The following is a 21,760-nucleotide window of genomic DNA, read 5'->3' as shown; positions in this document are numbered from 1 at the left end:
CTGCGCTTGCTGCGTCCTCTGGTACGTCCTCGACGAGCCTACGTGCTGGTCAGTTCCCACCGTGCCGGATCTCCTCCAGCACCGTGGCGCCCAGCTCGCGGATGATCAGCTCCTGGCCGGAGAACGCCTCCTCGTTGAGATCGGGGTCGTCCGCCTCCGGGATGTCGTCCTCCGGGGCCACCGCCTGCACCGGCCGCGCCGGGGCCGCCGGAGCCACCGGCGGCGGTGCCTGGACGGGCGGGGACACCGGTGCGACCGGCGCCGCCTGCGGCTGCGGAACGGGCGCGGGCGCGGGCACCGGAGCGGCGGGCTGCACCGGGGGCGCGGACGCCACCGGACGCGCCGGCGCGGCACCCCAGCCGCCCCCGCCGCCGCCCCCACCAACGCTGCCCGTGCCGCCCGTGCCGCCCGTGCCGCCCGCGCCGCCCGCGCCGCCCGACGGGTCGACGATGCACTCGATCCGCCAGTCCACGCCCAGCGCGTCGGACAGCGCGGACCGCAGCACGTCGTCGCTGTTGCTGCTGACGAAGCTGTCGCGGGCGCCCGCGTTGATGAACGAGACCTGGAGCACGCTGCCGTCGAACCCGGCCACCTGACCGTTCTGGCTCAGCAGGATCCAGGTGAACCGGCGCCGGTTCTTCACCGCCTCCAGGATCTGCGGCCACAGCTGCCGCACCTGCGCGGCGCCCTGCTGTGCCGCCGCCGACGGCTGCCCACCGGCCGCCGCGACCGGCACGGGGGCCGGGGCGGGCGCGGGGGTGGGGGCCGGGGCCACCGGAGCGGGCGCCGGAGCCGTCGGCGCGGGCGCGGGGGCGGGCGCCTCCCCGGCTGCCGGCGGGAAGCTCCGCTTGATCGGCCATGCCCCGGGCGCCGGCCCGGCCGGCTGCGCGGGCGGCGCGGGTGCCGGAGCAGGGGCGGGCGCGGGCGCGGGCGCGGCCTGCACCGGAGCCACCGGCTGCTGCACGGGCTGCGGCACCGACTGCTGCACCTCCGGCATCACCACCGGGGCGACCGCCGCCATCCCCGCGACCGCGCCACCGACCATCCCTCCGGCCGCGGCCCTGCGCTCCAGCTTGTCCAACCGCGCCTGCAACGACAGCTCGTCGCTGTACGCGCCCGGAAGCATCACCCGGGCGCAGATCAGCTCCAGCTGCAACCGGGGCGCCGCGTTGCCGCGCATCTCCGTCAGCCCGGTGTTGACGATGTCCGCCGCCCGGCTCAGCTCGGCCGCCCCGAACGCGTCCGCCTGCGCCTGCATCACCGCGACCCGGTCCGCCGGGGCGTCGATCAGCCCCTTCTCCCCCGCGTCCGGCACTGTGGCGAGGATCACCAGGTCGCGCAGCCGCTCCAGCAGGTCCGTGACGAACCGCCGCGGGTCGTGCCCGCCCTCGACCACCCGGTCGACCACCTGGAACACGGTCGCCCCGTCGTGCGCGGCGAACGCGTCCACCACCTCGTCCAGCAGCGCCGAGTCCGTGTACCCGAGCAGCGCGGTGGCCATCTGGTACGTGACGCCGCCCTCGCTCGCGCCGGCCAGCAGCTGGTCCATCACCGACATCGAGTCACGCACCGACCCGGCCCCCGCCCGCACCACCAGCGGGAACACCGAGTCCTCGACCTGGATCCCCTCCCGGCCGCACACCTCCGCCAGGTAGTCGCGCAGCGTGCCGGGCGGCACCAGCCGGAACGGGTAGTGGTGCGTCCGGGACCGGATCGTCCCGATCACCTTCTCCGGCTCGGTGGTCGCGAAGATGAACTTGAGGTGCTCCGGAGGCTCCTCCACCACCTTCAGCAGCGCGTTGAAGCCGGCCGAGGTCACCATGTGCGCCTCGTCCAGGATGAAGATCTTGTACCGGCTGTGCACCGGCGCGAAGAACGCCCGCTCACGCAGCTCGCGCGCGTCGTCCACACCACCGTGCGAGGCCGCGTCGATCTCGATCACATCGATCGACCCGGGCCCGCCCGTGGCGAGGTCCCGGCAGGACTGGCACTCGCCGCACGGCGTCGGCGTCGGCCCCTGCTCGCAGTTCAGACAGCGGGCCAGGATGCGCGCACTCGTCGTCTTGCCGCAGCCGCGCGGGCCACTGAACAGGTAGGCGTGGTTGACCCTGTTGTTGCGCAGGGCCTGCTGGAGCGGAGCAGTCACGTGCTCCTGCCCGATGACCTCCGCGAAGGTCTCGGGGCGGTAGCGGCGGTACAGGGCTAGGGACACACCACCGACGATATCGGGACGGACCGACAAACGCGGCCTCCCCCGACCCCGCCCGGGAACGCAAAGACCCCTCGCGCACCCGCCAGAGCTCTCCTACCCTTGCTGCCTTCCGGCCCTGGGGGGGTTCAAAAAGATGGCGCCACACGAGGGGCTGCCCCCAACACTACCGGATCCCGACCCCACCCCTCCACCACCACCCCCACCCCCGCATCCGCAGGCCACCCCCACCCCTCACCCACCACATACGTGGTCGCGACCACCCCAAAACATGTACTAAGCTCTCCCTCGGAGGATTCGCCTAGAGGCCTAGGGCGCACGCTTGGAAAGCGTGTTGGGGGCAACCCCTCACGAGTTCGAATCTCGTATCCTCCGCCTTCGCCCGCCAGGGCAAACGAAAGGCCCCGACTGGTTCGCCGGTCGGGGCCTTCGTCGCTTCTGTGACTGGCGTTCGTTCCGCACCTTCCGCCGCATGACGGTCGCCATCTCTTCGGCACGCCGCGATTGGGCATCCGGCAGCCCTTCGGCTCGGGAAGAGACTGGCCGACCAGGTGCTGGAGTGGCTGCCCCCGCTGGCACCAGCGGGGGCAGGAGCCGACATTGTCAGGACCACGTGATGTGGTCCTGACCATCAGCGCCTCATGGCTATCGCCGACGCAGGTGGCGGGATGCGGCCAGGCACGAGGACAGCCAGGTCGCCTCGGGCTGGTTGATGATCAAACCGCTGACGGTGATCGCCCCATCCATAACCTCGCCGACCCGTATCGAGTGGTCGCCGACGCGGAACATCTCCCAGTCCGCATCGCTGTGCCAGAGCCGCGCCGTCTTCTCTCCTGGGCGCTGGGCGAAGACGAGCTCCTCGCCGTACTCGTTGAGGAAGTAACCCACATAGTCCCCCGCGGTGACCGAGCCACCGCAGAGGCGGGCCAGGAGCTGCTCCATCGCGGGTGGGGTGTTGGTCATGCCTCTGGCTCCTCAGGTTCCTGGGCCGATTCGGAGTCCTGCTGCGCGGACGACAGCGCCAGCATCCGGGCCGCCGAATCCAGCAGGGTCTCGTAGGTGATCACTTCTATGCGGGTGGCATGCGTGTTGTAGGTACGCAGCGTCTCCGCGACCTCCAGGGGCGTGATGTCCCCTCCCACGTAGCGCGAGTGGCCGATCACGATGGTCGCCGAGGCCCGACGGCTGTCGACGCCGTAGTCGGCCAGGATGGTCCGCCGGTTCTCGTCCAGGGTCCGCAGGTAGCTCTGGGCCTGCGAAACCGCCTGGTGGGCCAGCGCGCCCAGCATCAGATGCCCGTTGCGTCGAATGACCAAGGTCCCGACATTGGCGCGTTTGAGTTCAACGACGTGCAGGGAACCGTCAGCGCGCAGGAGCGGGATGTCCAGGATGGTGTCCGGGGTGTACTGACGGCGCGCCAACTCGCCCACGTAGGCCCCGCCGAAGATCCACTCCTGATTCTTCAAGCAGGCGTGAAGAGCGCTCTCGGAGCTGGTGGGCTCGTCCACCGCTGCCCTCAGCGCCGCGAGACTGGCCCGCCTGGCTTTGAGCTCGAGGAACTGGGCCAGCAGCCCGGCGTCGGCATCAGCCAGGACATCGCCCATCAGCCGGACAGCCTCACCAGAGGCCAGCTGCGGCAAGCTCCGTAGGAGTATCTCCATATGGCCATACTGCTGGAGTCGTCTCACCTCTCGAGTGGACAGCCGGATCCCGCCCTCACCAGCCTCGACGCCCAGATGGCTGGCGGACTGAGCAATACCGCGGAAGAGATCACGGGCATCCGAGGCTGTCGCGTCCGGATTGTCACGGCAGAGCACGTCAAGAGCGGCAACCGCCCGGTCGGCGCCGAGAGCAGCCATCCTCCGCATGAGTTCCTCACCGCGCTGCTGGGAATCCTCGTCGTAGTACGCCTCCACAACTTCGAGGAATAGTTCTCCACCGGCATAGCCGGCGAATCGCTGAAAGCGTTGAGCAAGCCCGAAGTCCCCACAAAGAATGGCCTCCTGGGCCACATCATCCAGGGCGTCCACCAACGACCGCCCCTTACCGTATGTGCGGTCGACCTTCATGATGCGCAGTACCGCGTCGATACGTTGCAGGATGCGCGCTTGGTCGGTCAGCTCTTTTGCTACCTCAACCATGCGCAGGAGCGAGAAGCTGGATCGGAATGCCATCCAGCCACCCTAAGGTCGGGCACTGACAACTGCCTTGGCGTCCGCCCCGGACGTCCGGTTACGGTCGCCCACTGCGGACGCCACCAAGGCGATCGAACAGATCCTCACGCTGACCGAGCGGGCTGGCCCGGAGCCCCTGACAAGCTGACCGACGCGACCACCGCCTACCGCACCCACCGGAAGCCGGCATGAACCCACAGCGGTCGTCCAGTCTCAGTTTCGGTCTCGTTCACCGGCATGCAGCACGGTTCATGCGGCGCCTTGTGCTCAGCGCCTCGGCTGGTCAGGCTCAGCGTGAACCCCGACGGACACAGTTCGGGAGAAGCGGAAAGCGTGTTGGGGGCAATCCCTCACGAGTTCGAATCTCGCAGCCTCCGTCTCGGCCGCCAGAGCGAGCGGGCCCCACAACACACATTCACGGAACCCATGGGTTTGAGGGACGTTGATCCAGCCGAGAATCCAGCCACAGTGAAGCTTGAACGGAGGTTCAGGTGCGCGATCTGGTCTATCTGTCAGAACAGAAGCTCAACGCATGTCTGCTGGGAGCCACCGACCCTCGTTTTCCACTCCTCAGCGGATCGCTCCAGGTTCCTGTGGGACCTGTTACCACCCAAGTCAGCCTCGGCAGTCCAGCATCCAATCCTCAAGTCACCGAAGCCGGATTGGAGCGTGCGGTTGGACGCCTCATCAAGCACCACGCTCCATGTAGCCTGGACTCATCAAACCTGTGTCCGAACCAGTGGGTACATTTCGACCTCGACATGGCGCTCAAGACAGTGCACGAGGACAGCGGGACGGTTCCGGATGACATAGCGCTGTTCGTGGGATGCTCTCCCTCGACGGATCCCACAGCTACCGACACCGGTGTCCTGCTGTGTGGGTCGATCCAGCACCTGCGCGTACAGGCCCAGTCTGCTGGGCGAATGGGTTCGGGCACATCGTGGCTGCACGAGATGATCGCTGAGATCGCACGACGCGACGCTCGCGGCGCCGGAGTGATCCCCGAGTTCCTGACTGAAATGGTGCCCAACCGGCGGCTGGTCGACAGCATCGAGAGCGCGTCCTACGGCGTGTACTCGTGGATGAGCCGCGAGTACACGCCGCCTCGGCGGAACAGGATGCGCGGCTACGCGAAGGTCCTCATTGATGCGGGCCCGCCGCAGTTCGTCCATCGTCTGATCGTCGCTACACCCTTGTTCGTTGAGAACGCGCCCCAACGCCCCACTCGTGAAGGCTGGTGGCGGCGACGGATCACCCGACATCAAACCTCGTCGACCTGAAACTTCTGCCAAACTCCGAGGTCGCGGCGTGCCTGTTCGCGGACCTCGCCCAAAATGTCGTGCATGTCGTTCAGCGACTCCCACAGCCGTCCACGAACATCCTGTAGTCCCTCCCCGTCCTCGTCGCCGCACATGAGCGCCGCTCTCGCCCGGCTGATGAACCGCGCCGATTCACCAGCAAACTTCCGGTTCAACGCTCTCACTTCGCCACTCCAGTAGAGCTGTGCACCGCTGGCGAACTCGGGCACGGCAAGGGTCCCCCAGGGCCATCTCTCTACGATCGACTCAGCTTTGGCACGGCTCAATTCGTCTGCTGTGTGGGCGCCTGCCCACACTTCGTCGATGGTCCGATCCAGGTCGTGCAACCAGCGCCCCAACGCTTCGTATGCGCCTTCCATCCGTTCTTGAACGTGCCGCTCGCGCTCCACGTCCCGCTGCCTGCGGGACTGCTGCTCCGCGAAACGCAGCTGGGCATCAACCTGGCGGTGTATCACCTCCAGGTCGCGATCGCGACGCCGGATCGCGCCGGCCTCTCCCAGCACGTAGCCCAAATACACCAAGGCGGCCGCTGCTACAAACACGCGGATCAGTGTTTGGCTCGTCACACACGAGATGATGGAGATCCCATCCCTCTCACCGCAAGGTGCAAATTTCAGACAGCAAATTGGGCCTTCGGCGTAGTGTGTTGGAATACGCCATTCATGGGTTCGAATTTCGCGCCCTCCGTCTTGCCCACGGCGCACTTCTGGTGCCAGTCGTACTGAACTCACACATCCGGATGGGTGTTTGCCACCATGGTCGACTCACCACGGCCGCTGAAGGGCCAGCACGGTGGAAGACGAGGAGCGAACCTGTGGGCGGTCGACACACACCGGCAAGCCGTGCCGCGTTCGAATATACGGCTCAGATTTCGCCTGTGGTACCAGTCGTGCGCCCCGACCGCGCTTGGTCGGGGCGCACACCGCGTCTTACGCCCCTACTCATCCAGTTCCTGCAGCGGGATCGGCGCGCCGAAGACGTCAACGACGAACTCCGAGGTCCCACTGCCTTCGAAGTCTTCGTCGCGGTTGCTGTGAAGCAGGCTGTGGACCCTGACCCAGTGTCCCTCCGCGCTTGCGGTCGCCGCTGCCTTGAGCGCGCCGTGGACTGGGCCGTGGCCGCCAAGCGGCTGCTTGCTGGTCCAGGTGCTCAGAAGCTTCACCTCTGCCGGAAGCTCCCACGAACGCGGCTCAGCGCTGGCCGGCACGGAGACCTCATCGCTGAGCAACTGGACCACCCAATCGACATCGCCGTCCGTACCGCGCTCGTTCGACATGCGGATGCCGAGCCCGATCATGTAGGCACCCTCAAGGTAGTCCTCGAGTTCATCGTCGATCCTGCTGAAGTAAACGGCATGGCGGACGATGTCGATCGGCCCGTATTCGGTGAATGTGCCTGCCTCAGGTGCGCACTTGGCCTTGAGGTACTGCTGCACAGCCATACGCACCGGGTTCGGGGCACGGTCCAGCACCGCCTGGAGGACCATGTCGTCCCGGTCGGACAGGAAGTCGTTGAGCGCACTGATGAGCTCGTCGCTCAGATGGAGATCGCCGGCCCCGAGCGTGGTGACCACCTCCAACCGGTCATCAGGGTCTTTGACGAGGGCAAATACCCTGCATCGCCCCGGGCTTGTATGTGCGATGAACGAATGGACCATTTCTGGCTCGCTTCACGTCTCAGAGACGGCAGCACAACGCACGTGTGCGTCAACGCCACCGCCGCGGGCAATAGAGGATCCCGCGTACCGACGTGTCGCCCGAGCTCCGTGCCCGTTCGCATGGTCAACCAAGCGGGTCGCCGTCACGCCCGGCACTTGAGCCCGAGCCTGCATAGCCCTGCGAAGCTACCAAGGTGCGGTCAGAACAGCAACGGGGTTGCCCGTCCCCGTCGCGGACCGCGGCCAGTCGTGGTTGCAGTTCTGGTTGCATTCACCCCCGTCCGGGGGCGTTCAGCGCCCGACCGACACATCATTTAAGCGCAGGTCAGGACACCTACGGCCGCCCCCGGACGGTCGGACGAACATTTGGAAAGCGTGTTGGGGGCAACCCCTCACGAGTTCGAATCTCGTATCCTCCGCCGGCAGAAGGCCCGGACCGCTCAGCGGTCCGGGCCTTCGTCGTTCACAGTCTCAACGCCTCGGCTCGGGAGCCTTCGGGCTGCCGTCGTCCGCGCCCTTGGCCACCTGCCAGATGAGTCCGCCCATGCGCTTGGCGGCGTCCTTGAGGATGCCGCCCGTCCCGTGCTGGTAGCGCGCGGCCATCGCCGAGACGTCCCGGACCTTGGCATCGGCGCGCAACCGCTTCCGCGTGTCGTAGTCGGTACTCAGCACAACGGCCACCCGAACGGAGTGGAGCTGCCCTTGCCCAGGGGTTGCGAGGGCACTGCGGACGATCCTCAGGCCGAGATCCTCAGCGACCGGCAACGCGGCCCGGCCCAAGCCCGCCGGACAGTGCGGTGAACGCCGGCACGGTACTGAAAGCCCCACGCCGTGGCCCCCGACCACCGATACGGTAGCAATCCGTAGCGGCTTCAACACGGCATGGGGGCCAGCGTGAGGGGCAGTGGCATCACGTTCGGCAAATTCATCGCGCTCCGTCGCGCCGAGATGGAGTGGACCCAGCTTCGTCTCGCTGCCGAGCTCGACCGCAGCGAGGTCTGGATGTCGCTGGTCGAACGGGACTTGCAGCGGGTAAAAGACCTGACCCTGCTCCGGCGCCTCGCGGAGGTTCTGCGCTGCGAGCTCAACGAGCTGATGGCCTTACCGCAACCGGCCTCCGACCGGCCAAGGTCCCGTCCTCGCAAGTCCACCTCCGTTACGCTGACGAGCAGTTCCGCTGCCGAGGAGGACGATGTGCGACGCCGCCCGTTCCTGACCCTGGCGGCCGCCGCCCTGTTCGCCCCGGTCGCGGGCCAGCAGGCCGCGCATGCCGAGACGGCCGCACCGCTGGCCGGCCTGGAGGACTTGCTGGTCTACGGAGCGGGGCGGATCCCGGCGCCCCGCAGCAAGCCGACCCACGAGTCCGTCGCTGCTTGGCTCCTGACGTCTCGTCGAGAGTTCAAGGCAGCGCAGTACGACGCGCTCGCTGAGGCCCTGCCAAGCCGGATCGCCGCCGCCCAGATGGTCGGTAGCACCGAGGAGCGGGCTCGGAACGTCGCCCAGCTCTACAACCTCGCGGTCCGGCTGTGCATCAAGATCGGTGACAACAACCTGGTGGCCATCACCGCCGACCGCGCGCTCACCGCCGCCCGAGACGGTGGCGACCCGCTAGTGGTCGCCGAGGCACAGCGGATGGTGTCCAGCGCCTGGCGCCGGCAGGGCAGCCTGGCCCGAGCAACCGACATCGTGGTCGTCGCCGCCGAAGACCTCCTCGTCGACACCACGGTGCCCGAGTCCGCCCGACTGGCCGCCCGCGGCGACCTTTACGCCACCGCGGCCTACACCGCCGCGAAAACCGGAGACCGCGCTTACGCGCACTCGCTGATCCGCGAGGCCGCAGACAGCGCCGCAGTAGCTGGTCGGGCCTCCGGCCTGGTGGACGGCATCCAAGGCGTCACCCTGCACGAGTTGTCGGTGCACTACGAGCTCGGCGACGCTGGCCGAGCGGTCGAGCTAGCCTCCACGATCGACCCCACCGCGCTGCCGACCGCCGAACGTCAAGCACGCTTCTTCACCGACGTGGCCCGCGCGTTCGACCAGTGGGGCAAGCCCGAACAGTGCTACCGGGCTCTGTTGGCCGCCGAGGAGGCGGCCCCGCAGGAAGTCCGCCGGGATGCCGTCCGTGACCTCGCCACCGCCCTGCTGCGGCACGACCGCAAGCTGCCCGGAGTCCGGGACTTCGCCGCCCGAGCGGGCGTTCAGCTCATCTGACCCGTAGCCGGACTACGGCCCGTAGTCCGGCTACGGATCCGGCCTTTCGCCCGGCAGTTCACTGGGGAGCGTCCACCCCTCCCCCGCTGCCGAAGGCCCTCCCACGCCAACGCCCAGCACCTCCCCGCCGACCACCAGCCGGCGCCACGCCGCCCCGGCGGACCGCGACCGGCTCACGACACCTCCTGGGCCGCCCTGCACCTGCCCGTGCTCACCCTCCTCGGCCTGGCTGTTCACAACCACCCGGCCGAGGCCAGCCCCCCGAGCGCGGCGACCGCGCCCGACGTGCCCGCCTCCTGAGGCACCCGGGGGCCGACCCCGCCCTCCTTCTTCCACTCGCTCGCCCGAGAGGAGACCCAGCCATGCACCGGCTGACCGACGCGCCCGCCCTGCACACCGAGTTGGAGCGCATCGACTACCGCACCGCCCCCGCGTACTACTTCGAAATCGAGCACGTCACCGACCCGGTCGTGCTGGAGCTGCTGAACTGCTGCCCGACCGTGTTCGGCCTCAAGAAGGCCATCACCGACCTGCTGGCCGGCAACCTGGACATCCCGCTGCCGGACGCGACCGGGACCATCGAGCCCGGCGCCACCGTTCGGGGCCACGTGATCGTGGCGCCCGGAGCCGTCATCGCCGAAGGCGCGTACGTCACCGGCCCGGTGCTGGTCTGCCCCGGCGCGGTGATCGAGGCCGGCGCCCGGGTGCGCGACAACACCGTCGTCGGCCCCGGCTGCCAGATCGGCTTCGGCGCCGAGGTCACCCGCTCCCTGCTGACCGGTGGCGTCTTCATGAAGCACACCAGTTTCGTCGGGGACTCCGTGCTCGGCCTCGGCGTCAACATCGGTGCGTTCGTGTCCACCACCGGCCTGCGGGTCACCTCCGGGCCGGTCACCGAACCGGCCACCGAAGAGGTCTGCGCCCACCTCGACGGCCGGCGCATCGCCACCGGCCAGACGAAGTTCGGCGCGGTGATCGGCGACGGCGTGATCGTTCCCGCCGGCACCGTGCTCCAGCCCGCCACCCTGGTCGGGGCGCACACCCTGCTCTACCCGAAGACCCAGGTCGGGGGCTTCTTCCCGGCCGGAAGCCAGGGAAGGTGACCATGCCCACCACCGACGCCGCCACGACGACCGACCAGCGGGCCGTCCGGATCACCGGGGGCCGCCGCCTGGCCGGCACCGCCACCGTCCAGGGCAGCAAGAACATCGCCCTGCACCTGTACGCCGCCGCGATCCTCGTCGACGACCCGCTCACCCTGGCCGGTGCGCCCGAGATCCTGGACACCCTGGTCGTCGCCGACATCCTGCACCGCACCGGCACCCGCGCCACCGTGACCGGAGACGAGTTCGCCACCCGACCGGCCGACTCCTACTTCCCCGTCATCCCGGACGACCTCGGACGGCGCATCCGCACCACCGCGGTGATGGGCGGAGCTCTGCTGGCCCGCGCCGGCAAGGTCACCTTCCCCACCCCTGGCGGGGACGCCTTCTGCGCCCGCTACATCGACCGGCACCTGGCCGCGATGGAGGCCGCCGGGGCCGAGGTCGAGGTGAAGCGGGGCCGGGTGCGGGCCCGCTTCACCGGCAAGCGGCTGCCGTTCATCACCGACGCCGAGACCCGCTTGTGGGGGCCGAGCCTGGGTACGACGGTCACCGCGATGCTGCTGGCCGCCCGCACCCCGGGCACCTCCTCGATCCTCAACCCCAGCGTGGAGCCCGAGGTCACCCACACCGCCGCCCTGCTCTCGCAGGCCGGCGTCGGCATCGAGTGGCGGGGTAGGACGGCCCTGAACGTCACTGGCGCCGACCGCATCCGGGGTGGGGTGTTCACCGTGCCGCCGGACCGACTGGAGGCCGCCACCCTCGCGCTGGCCGCCGCCATCACCGGCGGCACCGTCCACCTGGACGGCTTCCCGCCGGCCGCGTTCCCGGACGGCCTGGTGTCGGTGTTCGCCGACGCCGGAATCCAGCTCGACCCGCTGGACGGCGGCACGGCCGTCAGCCTCCCGGCCGGGCCTCGGCCGGTACAGATGGCCACCGGCCCGCACCCCGGATTCCCGACCGACGTGCAGCCGCAGCTGACCGCCTTCCTCACCCAGGCCGAGGGCACCTCTCGCATCGACGAGCGGATCTACACCCAGCGCGACACCCACCTGCCGGCCTTGGCCGCGTTCGGCGCGGCCGTCAACGCGACCGGCTCGGTCATCACCGTCCGGGGCCGGTCCGCCCTCACTGGCGCCGGCGTGGCCGGGGAGGACATCCGGGCGGTGACCGCTCTCGTGATCGCCGCCCTCGCCGCCGAGGGCACCTCTACGATCCGAGGGATGTATCACCTGCGGCGCGGATACGGCAGCCTGCTGCCGAAGTTGGCCGCGCTCGGTGCCGACCTGACGATCGACCAGGAGTAGCCGTGACCAACACCGTGCCGTGGAAGCCGAACGCGCTCGCCGACCTGCGCGAGTGCCTGGACCTCATGACCGCAGACGGCACCGTGCCCGGCGGAGTCATCGCCCATGGCACCTTCGACACCGAACCCGGCTACCTGGCCTCCGGCGTCGTCGCCCCCGAGTGCGGCGACGCCCGGCCGGGGCCGGACACGGTGTACGACGTGGCCTCGCTGACCAAGGTCCTGGCCACCTGGCCGCTGGTCGGCACCTCCCTCATCGACGGCTTCACCCTGGACACCCCACTCCGCGATCTGCTGACCGGCATCCCGGCCGACGCGCCCGGCGGACAGGTGACGGTTCGCCAGATCCTGGCCCACACTTCCGGCCTGCGGGCCGACACCCGCCTCGACCAGTACCGCAACCGCCCCGAACCGCTGGCCGAACTGATCTGCGGAGAGCCGCTGATCGCCGACCCCGGAGCCGGACACCGCTACATCAACCGCGGATTCATCCTCCTCGGCCTGGCCCTGGCCCACTACCGCTGCCGGCGCCTGGACGAGCTGGCGGCCGAACTCTGGCAGCACCTCGGCATGCCGAACACGACGTACGGACCGGTGCCCCGCTCCGCCCGGGTCGCCCCGACCGAGCAGCGACTGACCGGCGGGCCCCGGCTGTGGGGCATGCCGCACGACGACAACGCCGCCCTGCTCGGCGGAGTCGCCGGCCACGCCGGGGTGTTCACCACTCCAGCCGACCTCGCCGCCTTCGCCACCCACCTGCTGACCCCGCACGCCGCCGGCGCTCCCCTGGGCCGCTGGCTCACCCACAGCATGCAGCCACAGGCCGAGATCGAGCCGGGCCTCGACCGGGGGCTGGCCTGGATCCTCGCTGACGAGGGCCGGGTCGCCTACCACCACGGCTTCACCGGGACCAGCCTCTACCTCGCCCCGGCCACCGGCCGCTACCTGGCCATCTGCACCAACGCCGTCTACCACCACCAGGACAACCGCACCCGCCTCGCCCCGCTGCGGACCCTCGCCCTGAAGGCGATCACCGACGAACCCTAGGAGGGCCACCCGTGCCCAGCACCACGCTCGCGTCCCTCACCACCCTGCGGCTCGGCGGCCTGGCCGGCGACGTCCTGCAGGTCACCGACCCCGACGACTGGTTCGAACTGGTCCGTACGATCGGCGACCGGCAGGAGGACGCGCCCCTCACCCTCGGCCACGGCAGCAACGTCATCGCCTCCGACACCGGCCACGAGGGCACCGTCGCCGTGATGAACAGCCGGGGCATCGCCGTGAAGCGGGTGGACGACGACACGGTGGCCGTGACCGTCCAGGCCGGCCACCCGCTCGCCGACCTCGTCCAGTGGGCCTCAGCCGAACACCTCGCCGGAATCGAGTGCCTGGCTGGCATACCCGGCACTGTCGGGGCCGCCCAGCGGACGCTGTTAGACGGGCGGCTGGTCGGTGGCCAGGGCCCGCTTCACCGTGTTCTTCGAGATGCCCATATGCCGGGCGATCGCCCGGATCGGCATCTGCTCGGCCCGGTGCAGCCGACGGATCTCAGCCCAGTCCTCCACGTGGATCACCCTCTCCTCCTGACCCTCAATGAAGATCAGGATGATCAGACGATCGCGAGGTGGGTCCCCTTTGATCCGCCGTTCAGCGGTCAGTTTTCACCCGTCGCCGACAGGTTCGCGACCGGTCAGGACGGGGCCGAGCCCGGTGACCTGGTCGGCCTCCGTGGTCCACCGGGCCCACGAAGCCGACCCCGCACCACACTCGTACGAAGACGTCGGCTTTCAAGACCACAACCAGGTCTTGAAGGCCGACGTCACGCGCGGGACCGAATTGACCGACAGCGTCCCGGGGGAGTGGTCCGGCCCCGGTGCGAGGGGCAGCAGCCCAGGTTGTCCTGTCACGGACCGCGGACCGCACCTTCCCTGCCGACGGGCCCGGCGGGGCACCCCCGCCACCCGCGACGGGGGTTGACCACGACCGGCCGGGCCCGCCCGCAGGCACCCTCGGCCAGGGAAGCGTTCCGCACACGACGAGAACGCGGCGGCCGGGTCGCCCGTCTCTATGCCACAGGCCGGCAGCCCGGCGCGGCTCTCAGAATCCCGGCGGACGGCGGAACCCGCCGATCACCTCCGCGAGGCACCGCACGAACTGGACCGCGGTGCGGTCGTGCAGGTAGGACGCGATCACCTGGATGCCGACAGGAAGCCCGTCCCGGGTCGCCCCGACAGGCGCCACCGCCGCGGGCAGATGGTTGACCGCCGACGGCGCCATCCACGTGAGCATCTCGCGATACGGCCGGCCGGCGCCGTTGACCCGCAGAGTCCGGACCGACCAGCCGGGGTCGGGTCGGTGGTCGTGGGGAAAGGCGGCCGTAGGGCTCACCGGGCAGATGAGCACGTCGACGTCGCGGAAGAACTCGGCCCAGCGGCGGCGGGAGTGCTGCCGGCGTTCGTCGAGCGCGTGCCAGTCACGGAAGCGGAGCGTCAGGTCCGACGCGAACCCGCCCGCGGCCCCTTCCGCCGCAGCGCGCTCCACAAGCCCGGCATACGACTCGTCCGGCTCGACCAGCCCGCTCTGCGCCATCAGCAACGGCTGATAGAGAGCCATCGTCTCTTCGAGCCCGACCGGTCCCTCGCCCTCGACCACGACAGCGCCCTCGGCCCGCACCGCCTCCAGCGCCGTCCTCATGATCGCGACCAGCTCGCTGTCGACGGGGCAGAACGGGTCGTCGAGCCATGCCGCGACCCGGAACTCCCGCAGAGTGCTCGACCTGGCGGGGGGCAGCTCCAGCCGCCACGCCGGAGCGCGGTCGTGGTCTGCTCCCGCGAGGACGTCGAGGCCCAGGTCGAGGTCATCGGCGTGCCTGCCGAGCGGGCCGAGTACCGCCATATCGAAATCCGCCAGCGTCCCAGGAGCATGTCCCGAGACGCTCCCGTACCTCGGCACGATCCCGAATGACGGGCGCAGCCCGTAGACGCCGCAAAAGTGGGCGGGCACCCGTATCGAGCCTGCCGAGTCGCCGCCGAGCTCCAGGCCGGTCAGCCCTACAGCGAGTGCCGCGGCGGACCCACCGGACGAACCGCCGGGTCCGCGGGTCGGGTCCCACGGATTGTTCGTGGTCCCGTAGACCTCGTTGTAGGTCTGCCAGTCCCGGGCGTCGGGCGGCATGTTGGACTTGCCGAACACGATCGCTCCCGCGTTCTTGAGCCGCGCGACCGACTCGGCGTCGCTCGTCGAGACATGGTGTCCCCAGCGGGTCGACCCCCCGGTGGTCCGCATGCCCGCAACCTCGAGACTGTCCTTGATCGTCACGGGGACGCCGTGCAGGCGGCCGAGCGGCTCGCCGCGGGAGACCGCGCGGTCCGCCGCCAGTGCCGCGGCCCTCGCCCCTTCCTCGTCCCGGGCGACGACGGCGTTCACCTTCGGATCGAGCCGCTCCACCCGGGCGAGGTAGTGGTCGAGCAACTCGGTGCTCGACACCTCCTTCGCCGCGACTGCGGCGGCGAGCTGACCTGCGGAGCGAAATGCCAGATCGGTCATGCAAATCTCCAGGAAAGGCCAGACCCGCGGCGGTCACATCGCTGTGGCCGACGCAAAATCCCTGTTCAGGGCGGATCTAAGTCGACCCTAGCGGACGTGGGGGACCATGTCGGGGTGTGGCTTTCCTCACTTTCAGCGGCAGCTTCGCTCACACGAACGAGTGCCGCCCCGCCCCGGGAAGGCGTGCCGCCGTCCGCCGAGGGTGACGGCCAGCGCCGCGGCGAGGACGACGGAGGCGGCGACGGTCAGGGGACGCAGGCAGCGGTCGATCAGGGCGCCGGTGCCGAGGATGCTCACCAGTGAGGACACTCCGATGACGAGCAGGACGGTGTCCGTCCTGCCGTCGAGCCCCAGTGGCGCGAGCAGCGCGGCGACGTACGTGTAGAGGACGTTGTGGGCGACGAAGGTCGCCGTGACGGCGAGGACGGCGGCCACGCCCGGCGTCCACAGCACCTGGCGCTGGACAGGCGCCGCGCTCCGTCCGACACTGCACCGCTCCCGGCGGGATGGCCGGGGAGCCGACCAGGTACTGCGGTGAGTCTGCCTGCGCCATCCAACGAGTCCGAGCGCCACAGACCGTCGGCATGGGACTGGCGGACCGTCCGAACCGACAGGCAGTGGTCTCAGTTTTGGTCTCGTTCACCCCCGTCCGACCAGGTTCGGCCACTACCCGTCGGTTCACTCCACCGCAGGTCAGAACAGATGTGAACCCCGGCGGACGGGGTGCGGGAGAATTGGAAAGCGTGTTGGGGGCAACCCCTCACGAGTTCGAATCTCGTATCCTCCGCCGGCAGAAGGCCCGGACCGCTCAGCGGTCCGGGCCTTCGTCGTTCTCCGCTCCAGCCATCGGTCGTGTCACGTCCGCTCCGTTCGTGCGCTGGCCCCTGTGTCAGAAGCGCAGGGCAGAATCACCGGGAAGACACCGTCTCGGAACTCGCGCGGGGCGGATGAGGAACCTCCGGAGAGGGCGACATGCCGAAGATCCCCAAGGGCCGGCGTGTTGGCCAGGCGGCCGTGAACGCGGTACGCGCTCTCCTTGAGGAGCATGATCACATCGTTCAGGAGATCTCCGGGCAGAACGACTTCGGCGAGGACCTCTACGTCACATTCGTCGAGGACGAACACGTGACGAGCGACGTGATCAGGATCCAGGTCAAGGGTGGGGACAAGTGGCGCCGAGCCAACGGCTACGCGGTGCCCGTCAGCCACCACGGCGACACCTGGGCGGACGGAAACATCCCTGTCTACTGCGTGGTGTACGACCCGGACAGCAAGCGGCTCTTCTGGGCGAACGCAACACAACAGCTCCGCCGGTCCGGCCCCTTCAACCGCCCGAAAGTAATCGGTGTCAGCCCCAACGCGGTACTGGCCGACACGACCATGGAGTCGTTCGTCGCACAGGCCCGTCGCTACGTGGGGCGGTACCGGGGCAGGGAGGCCGTTCTCACCCACCTGGGAGAGATGTCCGGGGTCGAATTCGACCCGGCGGACCACGTCCTGCACTTCGTCAACGGTTACGACGAAGACCTCATCTTCTGGAGACGCCCAGGAGACGAACTCGCCACCCTTCTGCACAGCGCACTCGACTGGGAGCCCCATCTCGTCAGTCTGGCGTCCCTGATGCGCTCCGAGATGCCGCCTCCGGACTTCGTGGCAGACGACGAGGCCGCAGTTCGCCTCTGGAACGACCACGACCTGTCGTCAGCAGAAGACTTGGAGTTGAGTCGGCCGGAGCTCATGTGGGTTGCCTCCTGCTTCATGTCCACTCGGCAGGCAGACGAGGAGTCGGAGGCCGTCTTCGGCTCCGACGAGTGCGAAGGGTGCCCAAGCTGCACGGGCGAGGAGCCCGTGGAGCACGGCAACATCGCAGCAGATGTACTGCACCGGTACGTCATCGACCGCGTTGTCACCCGGTTCGAGGTCGAGCCGGATCTTCTCCAGCGCTCGATCTCGGCCATGCGCGAGGACGGCGAGCTCGAACCGGAACTCGTGGCGGAACTCGGTCCCCTCGAAGCCGATCCGCGCACCGTCCGGCAGGTGAAAAGGCTGAGCCGCTCGACCATGAAAGACCTCGGGCCGGAAGCGTTCCAGCTCGCGGTGCTGTACTTGATCCATCGCATCTACATCGGCGGCCCCTCGCTCCCCCTGGACGAGCAGGTTCGGATCGTCTGGCGCATCCCCGAGCCCGGATGATGCGTCCGTCGAAGACTGCCGAATCCGGCTTCCCGTGAGCCTCCGGCCCCTGCTCGTTGGGGAGAACGAGGGCCCCGACCATACTACGGTCGGGGCCCTACCTCGTCTCCACGTCTTGCACTCAAGTGCGCCCAGCCCTTGAAGCGCCACGCGGCGGCGCCTCAATTCGACAGGGCACCGACTCGGACGCCCGTACGTTGCCGACCTCGCCAGATCCTGCGGCACGTCCTACCGGTCAGCAACAGACGGCTCCGCGAGATCGAGACTGCGCTGGGCGGCTTCGATGAGTTGGTCATACGTGACGACCGTGATCCGGGTCATGTTGCTGTTGTAGGTCCTGATCGTCTCGGCAACCTGCTCGGCAGTGATCTTTCCTGTAACGAACGACGCGTGCCCGATTACAACGGTCATCGTGGCACGGCGGCAGTCGATGCTGAAGTCAGCCAAGATCTGATGCCGATGCTCGTCGAGGCTTCGCAGGTAGTTCAGCGCCTGACCCATCGCATCATTGATGTCTGCGCCGACAGTGAGGTGATTGCGATGCTTCTTGACGAGGCTACCGATCTTGGCCTTCTTGATCTCTACACCGTGCAGAGACCCATCCGGCCTGATCAGGGACAGGTCGAGCTGATCCTGCGCTGTTAGGTCCCGCCGAGCGGAGCCAGAGAGGAACTCCGCACCGAACACCCAGGTCATGCGTTCCAGACACTTCTGGAGATCACTCTCCATGCTATCCGGGTTCTCTGCCACCACACGCAACTCAGCGAGATCGGCACGCCTCCTCGCGTGCTGCACAAGAGTCGCGAATGCCTGGGCTTCGTCGATCTCGCCAATCGCCTGGGCGGCTTCAGGATCATGCTCCAGCAGGCTCAGCAGCCTTCGAATGGTGTTCGCTCCCGTACTGCCACTCGCCTCGCCGGATACCTCCGCCGGGGCCGCCTCGACTGGCGGTTCATAGTCGCTACACCTGGGGGCCGCATCGCACTCATCGTCCGTACTAGCCAACCGAAGACTCAGACTGATCCGGGGAGCCCTGTCGAAGGAGTCGGATCCGTCTGCAAACGGTCGGATACCGTTCAGTTGGCGAAGCCGAAAAACTGGCGCATGCCGCACTTGGACGAATTCAATATCTCCAAAGTTGCGGACTTTTGGCTCGCCGCTTTCAATCCACCGGGCGACCGGGAGGTTCTCGATGATAACGAACTCCCCGAGGTAGAAGCATTCGCCGCGCCGCACCTCGAAGACGCGCAACGGCAGTCCGCGTCGAAGATGGCTCAGAACCCCGAGATTCTCCATGGAAAGGCGATCGCCAAGTTGCACTTGCCCAGGCGCGAGCAGAACATCTCCGCTCAGACGTGGAGTCAACTCAGGGACGGCGGGATCTCGGTTTAGGAAGAGGAATACGTTCCGCGTTTTCGCACTTGGACCGGCTACAACCCGTGAGTTCCCACCGTAGACATCGTGCAGTTGGGCACGGCTGACCACAGACCCGGGGGGAATGTTCCACGCCGAAAGCCATTCCGCTGGCGGCTGCGGTCGCTCAATCCATCGATTGAGCGCCTCCCATTGTGCGTCCGTCAAGGAGATTGCTGTAAGGTCACGGCCCGCCGCCCGAACGATCTGCCCCAGCGCGGGAACACCCCACGAGCCAGCCGAGAACGGTGAGGCCGGAAACAGCCTGTCAAAGTCCACACGCACCCTACATCGAGCCGGACGGGCCTCATCAGTCTGCGCGGGCTCTTCAACGTCCGGCTGGCCTAGAATCATCGACCGAAGCGATGCAGGCGACCCGATGACAGCCGTCTCGACAATCCGCCCGAGCGCAACGGCCCCGCCACCACGCCCGCGGCGCCACAACAGGACGGAGTCACCCACATGGGCAGACGCGTCCCCGACCGCGAAATGCCCGTTCTCCCACTCCTCAATCTTGGGATCCGAGCTGGAGGACGATCCCCTCTCCTGCGTCATCAGCAACCAGCGCTTCACCAGTTCTCCTCTCCGCGCGATCGGAGGGCACGTCGCCCCCGTCACCATCATCGCGCGCATGACTGACACGCCATCAACTTCCTTGCAGGTCAATCCACGAAGCACCTTCGGCCGTCCAGAGGCCCGAACAGCCCCCGGACCAAGCACATTGGTCTCAGTTCTGGTCTCGTTCATACCCGTACGGCAGGGTCCAGAGGCCTCCCCCCAAGCCTCTCCGGCGCTGGTCAGAACAGCCGCGGACTGCGACGTACAGGGTTCGAGAGAATTGGAAAGAGTGTTGGGGGCAACCCCTCACGAGTTCGAATCTCGTATCCTCCGCCGGCAGAAGGCCCGGACCGCTCAGCGGTCCGGGCCTTCGTCGTTCACAGGCCTTTCGGAGAACCCCCACCGCTGAACCGACGTCCGCCGCCACCCGGCAGGCCGTCCCCGACCTGAGGCCTACCCGTCCAGGGGGAGACGTCACGCCAGGGATGGGATGCGGACGGCACCTGCGGCGGAGGACTGGTCCCGGGGCGAACTGACAGGGTGTCACGCAAGGGGACGGAGGCCGACAGGGCGCCGCCCGTTCGGAAGGGGCGGGGCACATGACGGGGAACAACGGCACTCTGTCGGACTACGGCACACCAGGAACGCGACCGCGCCGCCAGCGGCTCCGGTTGGCCGTGACGGCGCTGGTCGGCGCCGGCCTGCTGGCCACCGCGGCCCCGGCCGCGTCGGCCACGTCGGCCGCGTCGGCGCAGGGTGCCCCGGCCGACGGCGGCCCGAGCCCGACGGCCGGGAGCGGCGCCGCCCGGGTGGACCGGGGCGCCCTGGACGCCGCAGTGGCCGCCATGGTGAAGCAGGGCGGCGCCTCGGCCGCCCTGGGCGCCGTCCGGGAGGGCTCCCGTCCGGTGTGGAGGGGCGCGGCCGGCACCTCGGAGGTCGCCACCGGCGCGCCGGTCGACGAGAACGGCCGGTTCCGCATCGGCAGCGTCACCAAGGCCTTCGTCTCCACGGTGGTCCTCCAACTCGCCGGTGAGCACCGGCTGGGCCTGGACGATCCGATCGAGCGCCTCCTGCCCGGCGAGGTGCCGAACGGCGCCGCCATCACCGTGCGCCAGCTGCTCAACCACACCAGCGGCCTGCCCAACCACACCGGCGCCCCGGCGTTCGACTTCAGCAAGCCCGACTGGGCCGAGAGCGGCCGGTGGAAGAACTACCGGGCCCAGGACCTGGTCGACATCGCCAACACCTTCCCGCCCTCCTCGGCTCCCGGCGCAGCGTGGAGCTACTCCAACACCAACTACGTCCTGGCCGGGATGATCATCGAGAAGGTGACCGGGCACCCCTGGAACGAGGAGGTGGAGCGCCGGATCATCCGCCCGCTCCGCCTGACCCACACCTCCATGCCCGTCAGCTCGCCGTTCGTACCCGGCCCGCATGCCCACGGATACCTCCAGTTGCCCACCGGGCCGGTCGACGTCACCCTGGAGAACCCCTCCTGGGCCGGCCCGGCCGGAAGCGGCATCTCCACCACCGCCGACCTCAACCGCTTCATCGCCGGCCTGCTCGGAGGCAAGCTGCTCCGCCCCGCCGAACTCGCCGAGATGCAGCGCACCACCGGCCTGGGCGACGGCAAGGACTACGGCCTGGGCCTCATGCGGTACGACACGCCGTGCGGGCTGTACTGGGGCCTCACCGGCGGCATCCCCGGCTACAGCACCGGCATGTTCGGCTCGGCGGACGGACGGCGCCAGTTCGCCGTGTCCGTGAACTTCTACGACGTCTCCGACCGGGAGGCCCTCGGGAAGGCGTGGCAAGGCCTCGTCGACGCCGGAACCTGCGCCGGCCTGGGGTGAGCGACCGGCGGCGTCCCCCGTTCAGGGCTTGACGGCGCCGGGTGTGCTGTCCGGCAAGGGCTGCCGACCGATCTCCGCTCCCGGGAAGTCGCGTGCGGAGCGCCGAGACAAGTGGTCGCTGCCGCGAGCGTGCTCGTGCGACCGGCCGACGCAGGGAGCACGACCCGGCACACGGGTACCCGTGGTTGCAGTCTTGGTTGCGTTCACGCTCGTTCAGC

The 21,760-nt window shown here is 68.8% G+C and carries 16 protein-coding genes, 1 tRNA gene, 1 other RNA gene and 2 pseudogenes; 9 read left to right on the top strand and 11 right to left on the bottom strand.

Annotation, left to right across the window (positions count from 1 at the left end):
* Window positions 1-49: 49 nt before the first annotated feature.
* Together ACFVUH_RS18850 and ffs are read right to left on the bottom strand one after the other, a co-directional pair.
* On the bottom strand, window positions 50-2,212 hold the full coding sequence (locus ACFVUH_RS18850; RefSeq protein WP_387914403.1) for a DNA polymerase III subunit gamma and tau: 2,163 nt from the start codon (window positions 2,210-2,212) through the stop codon (window positions 50-52).
* A 59-nt stretch (window positions 2,213-2,271) separates the two neighbouring features.
* An RNA gene (gene ffs / locus ACFVUH_RS18845) (signal recognition particle sRNA small type) lies at window positions 2,272-2,368 on the bottom strand.
* A 131-nt stretch (window positions 2,369-2,499) separates the two neighbouring features.
* Here ffs and ACFVUH_RS18840 point away from each other — a divergent pair.
* Window positions 2,500-2,584 (top strand) — tRNA-Ser (locus ACFVUH_RS18840).
* Window positions 2,585-2,854: 270 nt separating this feature from the next.
* Here ACFVUH_RS18840 and ACFVUH_RS18835 read toward each other — a convergent pair.
* Together ACFVUH_RS18835 and ACFVUH_RS18830 are read right to left on the bottom strand one after the other, a co-directional pair.
* Complete coding sequence (locus ACFVUH_RS18835; protein ID WP_387914402.1) at window positions 2,855-3,172, bottom strand: hypothetical protein; 318 nt, start codon at window positions 3,170-3,172, stop codon at window positions 2,855-2,857.
* Entirely contained in the window at window positions 3,169-4,383 is a 1,215-nt protein-coding gene (locus tag ACFVUH_RS18830; RefSeq protein ID WP_387914401.1) for a Shedu anti-phage system protein SduA domain-containing protein, read from the bottom strand. The genes ACFVUH_RS18835 and ACFVUH_RS18830 overlap by 4 nt, the downstream gene beginning before the upstream one ends.
* A gap of 491 nt (window positions 4,384-4,874) precedes the next feature.
* On the opposite strand from ACFVUH_RS18830, the gene ACFVUH_RS18825 reads away from it, so the two are divergent.
* The gene (locus ACFVUH_RS18825; RefSeq protein WP_387914399.1) at window positions 4,875-5,663 is read left to right on the top strand and encodes an SAVMC3_10250 family protein; all 789 of its coding nucleotides are present in this window, start codon (window positions 4,875-4,877) and stop codon (window positions 5,661-5,663) included.
* Here ACFVUH_RS18825 and ACFVUH_RS18820 read toward each other — a convergent pair.
* The 3 genes from ACFVUH_RS18820 to ACFVUH_RS18810 form a co-directional block, all read right to left on the bottom strand.
* Complete coding sequence (locus tag ACFVUH_RS18820) at window positions 5,645-6,268, bottom strand: hypothetical protein (protein WP_387914397.1); 624 nt, start codon at window positions 6,266-6,268, stop codon at window positions 5,645-5,647. The two genes, ACFVUH_RS18825 and ACFVUH_RS18820, sit on opposite strands and share 19 nt — an antisense overlap.
* Window positions 6,269-6,639: 371 nt before the next feature.
* Window positions 6,640-7,275, bottom strand: a complete 636-nt coding sequence (locus ACFVUH_RS18815; RefSeq protein ID WP_387914396.1) for a hypothetical protein — start codon at window positions 7,273-7,275, stop codon at window positions 6,640-6,642.
* A gap of 555 nt (window positions 7,276-7,830) precedes the next feature.
* Window positions 7,831-8,040 carry a hypothetical protein gene (locus ACFVUH_RS18810; RefSeq protein ID WP_387914395.1) on the bottom strand — a complete coding sequence of 70 codons (210 nt, stop codon included), beginning with the start codon at window positions 8,038-8,040 and terminating at the stop codon, window positions 7,831-7,833.
* A gap of 213 nt (window positions 8,041-8,253) precedes the next feature.
* Between ACFVUH_RS18810 and ACFVUH_RS18805 the strand changes: the two genes are divergently transcribed.
* The 5 genes and pseudogenes from ACFVUH_RS18805 to ACFVUH_RS18785 all read left to right on the top strand — a co-directional run.
* Window positions 8,254-9,570: a helix-turn-helix domain-containing protein gene (locus ACFVUH_RS18805; protein ID WP_387914393.1), complete on the top strand. Its 1,317-nt coding sequence runs from the start codon at window positions 8,254-8,256 to the stop codon at window positions 9,568-9,570.
* Between the two features lie 362 nt (window positions 9,571-9,932).
* A complete protein-coding gene (locus tag ACFVUH_RS18800) occupies window positions 9,933-10,673 on the top strand; it encodes a hypothetical protein (RefSeq protein WP_387914392.1) in 741 nt (246 codons plus the stop codon).
* Between the two features lie 2 nt (window positions 10,674-10,675).
* On the top strand, window positions 10,676-11,980 hold the full coding sequence (locus ACFVUH_RS18795) for a UDP-N-acetylglucosamine 1-carboxyvinyltransferase (protein WP_387914391.1): 1,305 nt from the start codon (window positions 10,676-10,678) through the stop codon (window positions 11,978-11,980).
* Between the two features lie 2 nt (window positions 11,981-11,982).
* Window positions 11,983-13,026 carry a serine hydrolase domain-containing protein gene (locus tag ACFVUH_RS18790; RefSeq protein ID WP_387914390.1) on the top strand — a complete coding sequence of 348 codons (1,044 nt, stop codon included), beginning with the start codon at window positions 11,983-11,985 and terminating at the stop codon, window positions 13,024-13,026.
* An 11-nt stretch (window positions 13,027-13,037) separates the two neighbouring features.
* Window positions 13,038-13,403: pseudogene (locus ACFVUH_RS18785) on the top strand (FAD-binding protein); the annotation flags it as partial.
* Between the two features lie 15 nt (window positions 13,404-13,418).
* Here ACFVUH_RS18785 and ACFVUH_RS18780 read toward each other — a convergent pair.
* The 3 genes and pseudogenes from ACFVUH_RS18780 to ACFVUH_RS18770 form a co-directional block, all read right to left on the bottom strand.
* Window positions 13,419-13,553, bottom strand: a pseudogene (locus tag ACFVUH_RS18780) (helix-turn-helix domain-containing protein); the annotation flags it as partial.
* A 523-nt stretch (window positions 13,554-14,076) separates the two neighbouring features.
* Window positions 14,077-15,525: an amidase gene (locus ACFVUH_RS18775; RefSeq protein ID WP_387914389.1), complete on the bottom strand. Its 1,449-nt coding sequence runs from the start codon at window positions 15,523-15,525 to the stop codon at window positions 14,077-14,079.
* A gap of 132 nt (window positions 15,526-15,657) precedes the next feature.
* Entirely contained in the window at window positions 15,658-15,960 is a 303-nt protein-coding gene (locus tag ACFVUH_RS18770; RefSeq protein WP_387914387.1) for a hypothetical protein, read from the bottom strand.
* A gap of 537 nt (window positions 15,961-16,497) precedes the next feature.
* Here ACFVUH_RS18770 and ACFVUH_RS18765 point away from each other — a divergent pair.
* On the top strand, window positions 16,498-17,718 hold the full coding sequence (locus tag ACFVUH_RS18765; protein WP_387914385.1) for a DUF4365 domain-containing protein: 1,221 nt from the start codon (window positions 16,498-16,500) through the stop codon (window positions 17,716-17,718).
* A gap of 228 nt (window positions 17,719-17,946) precedes the next feature.
* On the opposite strand, the gene ACFVUH_RS18760 is transcribed toward ACFVUH_RS18765, so the two are convergent.
* On the bottom strand, window positions 17,947-19,797 hold the full coding sequence (locus tag ACFVUH_RS18760; protein WP_387914384.1) for a Shedu anti-phage system protein SduA domain-containing protein: 1,851 nt from the start codon (window positions 19,795-19,797) through the stop codon (window positions 17,947-17,949).
* A 491-nt stretch (window positions 19,798-20,288) separates the two neighbouring features.
* Here ACFVUH_RS18760 and ACFVUH_RS18755 point away from each other — a divergent pair, with 491 nt between their 5' ends.
* A complete protein-coding gene (locus ACFVUH_RS18755; RefSeq protein WP_387914382.1) occupies window positions 20,289-21,542 on the top strand; it encodes a serine hydrolase domain-containing protein in 1,254 nt (417 codons plus the stop codon).
* Window positions 21,543-21,760 lie beyond the last annotated feature (218 nt).

The organism is Kitasatospora sp. NPDC058032, from assembly GCF_042885845.1.
Taxonomy (GTDB): Bacteria; Actinomycetota; Actinomycetes; order Streptomycetales; family Streptomycetaceae; genus Kitasatospora.
The sequence above is the reverse complement of the archived record's forward strand: the minus strand, read 5'-3'. Positions and strand labels throughout refer to the sequence as shown.

Bases quoted from the DNA above. Each gene is read 5' to 3' on its own strand.
- ACFVUH_RS18835 (WP_387914402.1), bottom strand. From the start codon at position 3,172: ATGACCAACACCCCACCCGCGATGGAGCAGCTCCTGGCCCGCCTCTGC.
- ACFVUH_RS18830 (WP_387914401.1), bottom strand. From the start codon at position 4,383: ATGGCATTCCGATCCAGCTTCTCGCTCCTGCGCATGGTTGAGGTAGCA.
- ACFVUH_RS18800 (WP_387914392.1), top strand. From the start codon at position 9,933: ATGCACCGGCTGACCGACGCGCCCGCCCTGCACACCGAGTTGGAGCGC.
- ACFVUH_RS18795 (WP_387914391.1), top strand. From the start codon at position 10,676: ATGCCCACCACCGACGCCGCCACGACGACCGACCAGCGGGCCGTCCGG.
- ACFVUH_RS18775 (WP_387914389.1), bottom strand. From the start codon at position 15,525: ATGACCGATCTGGCATTTCGCTCCGCAGGTCAGCTCGCCGCCGCAGTC.
- ACFVUH_RS18765 (WP_387914385.1), top strand. From the start codon at position 16,498: ATGCCGAAGATCCCCAAGGGCCGGCGTGTTGGCCAGGCGGCCGTGAAC.
- ACFVUH_RS18755 (WP_387914382.1), top strand. From the start codon at position 20,289: ATGACGGGGAACAACGGCACTCTGTCGGACTACGGCACACCAGGAACG.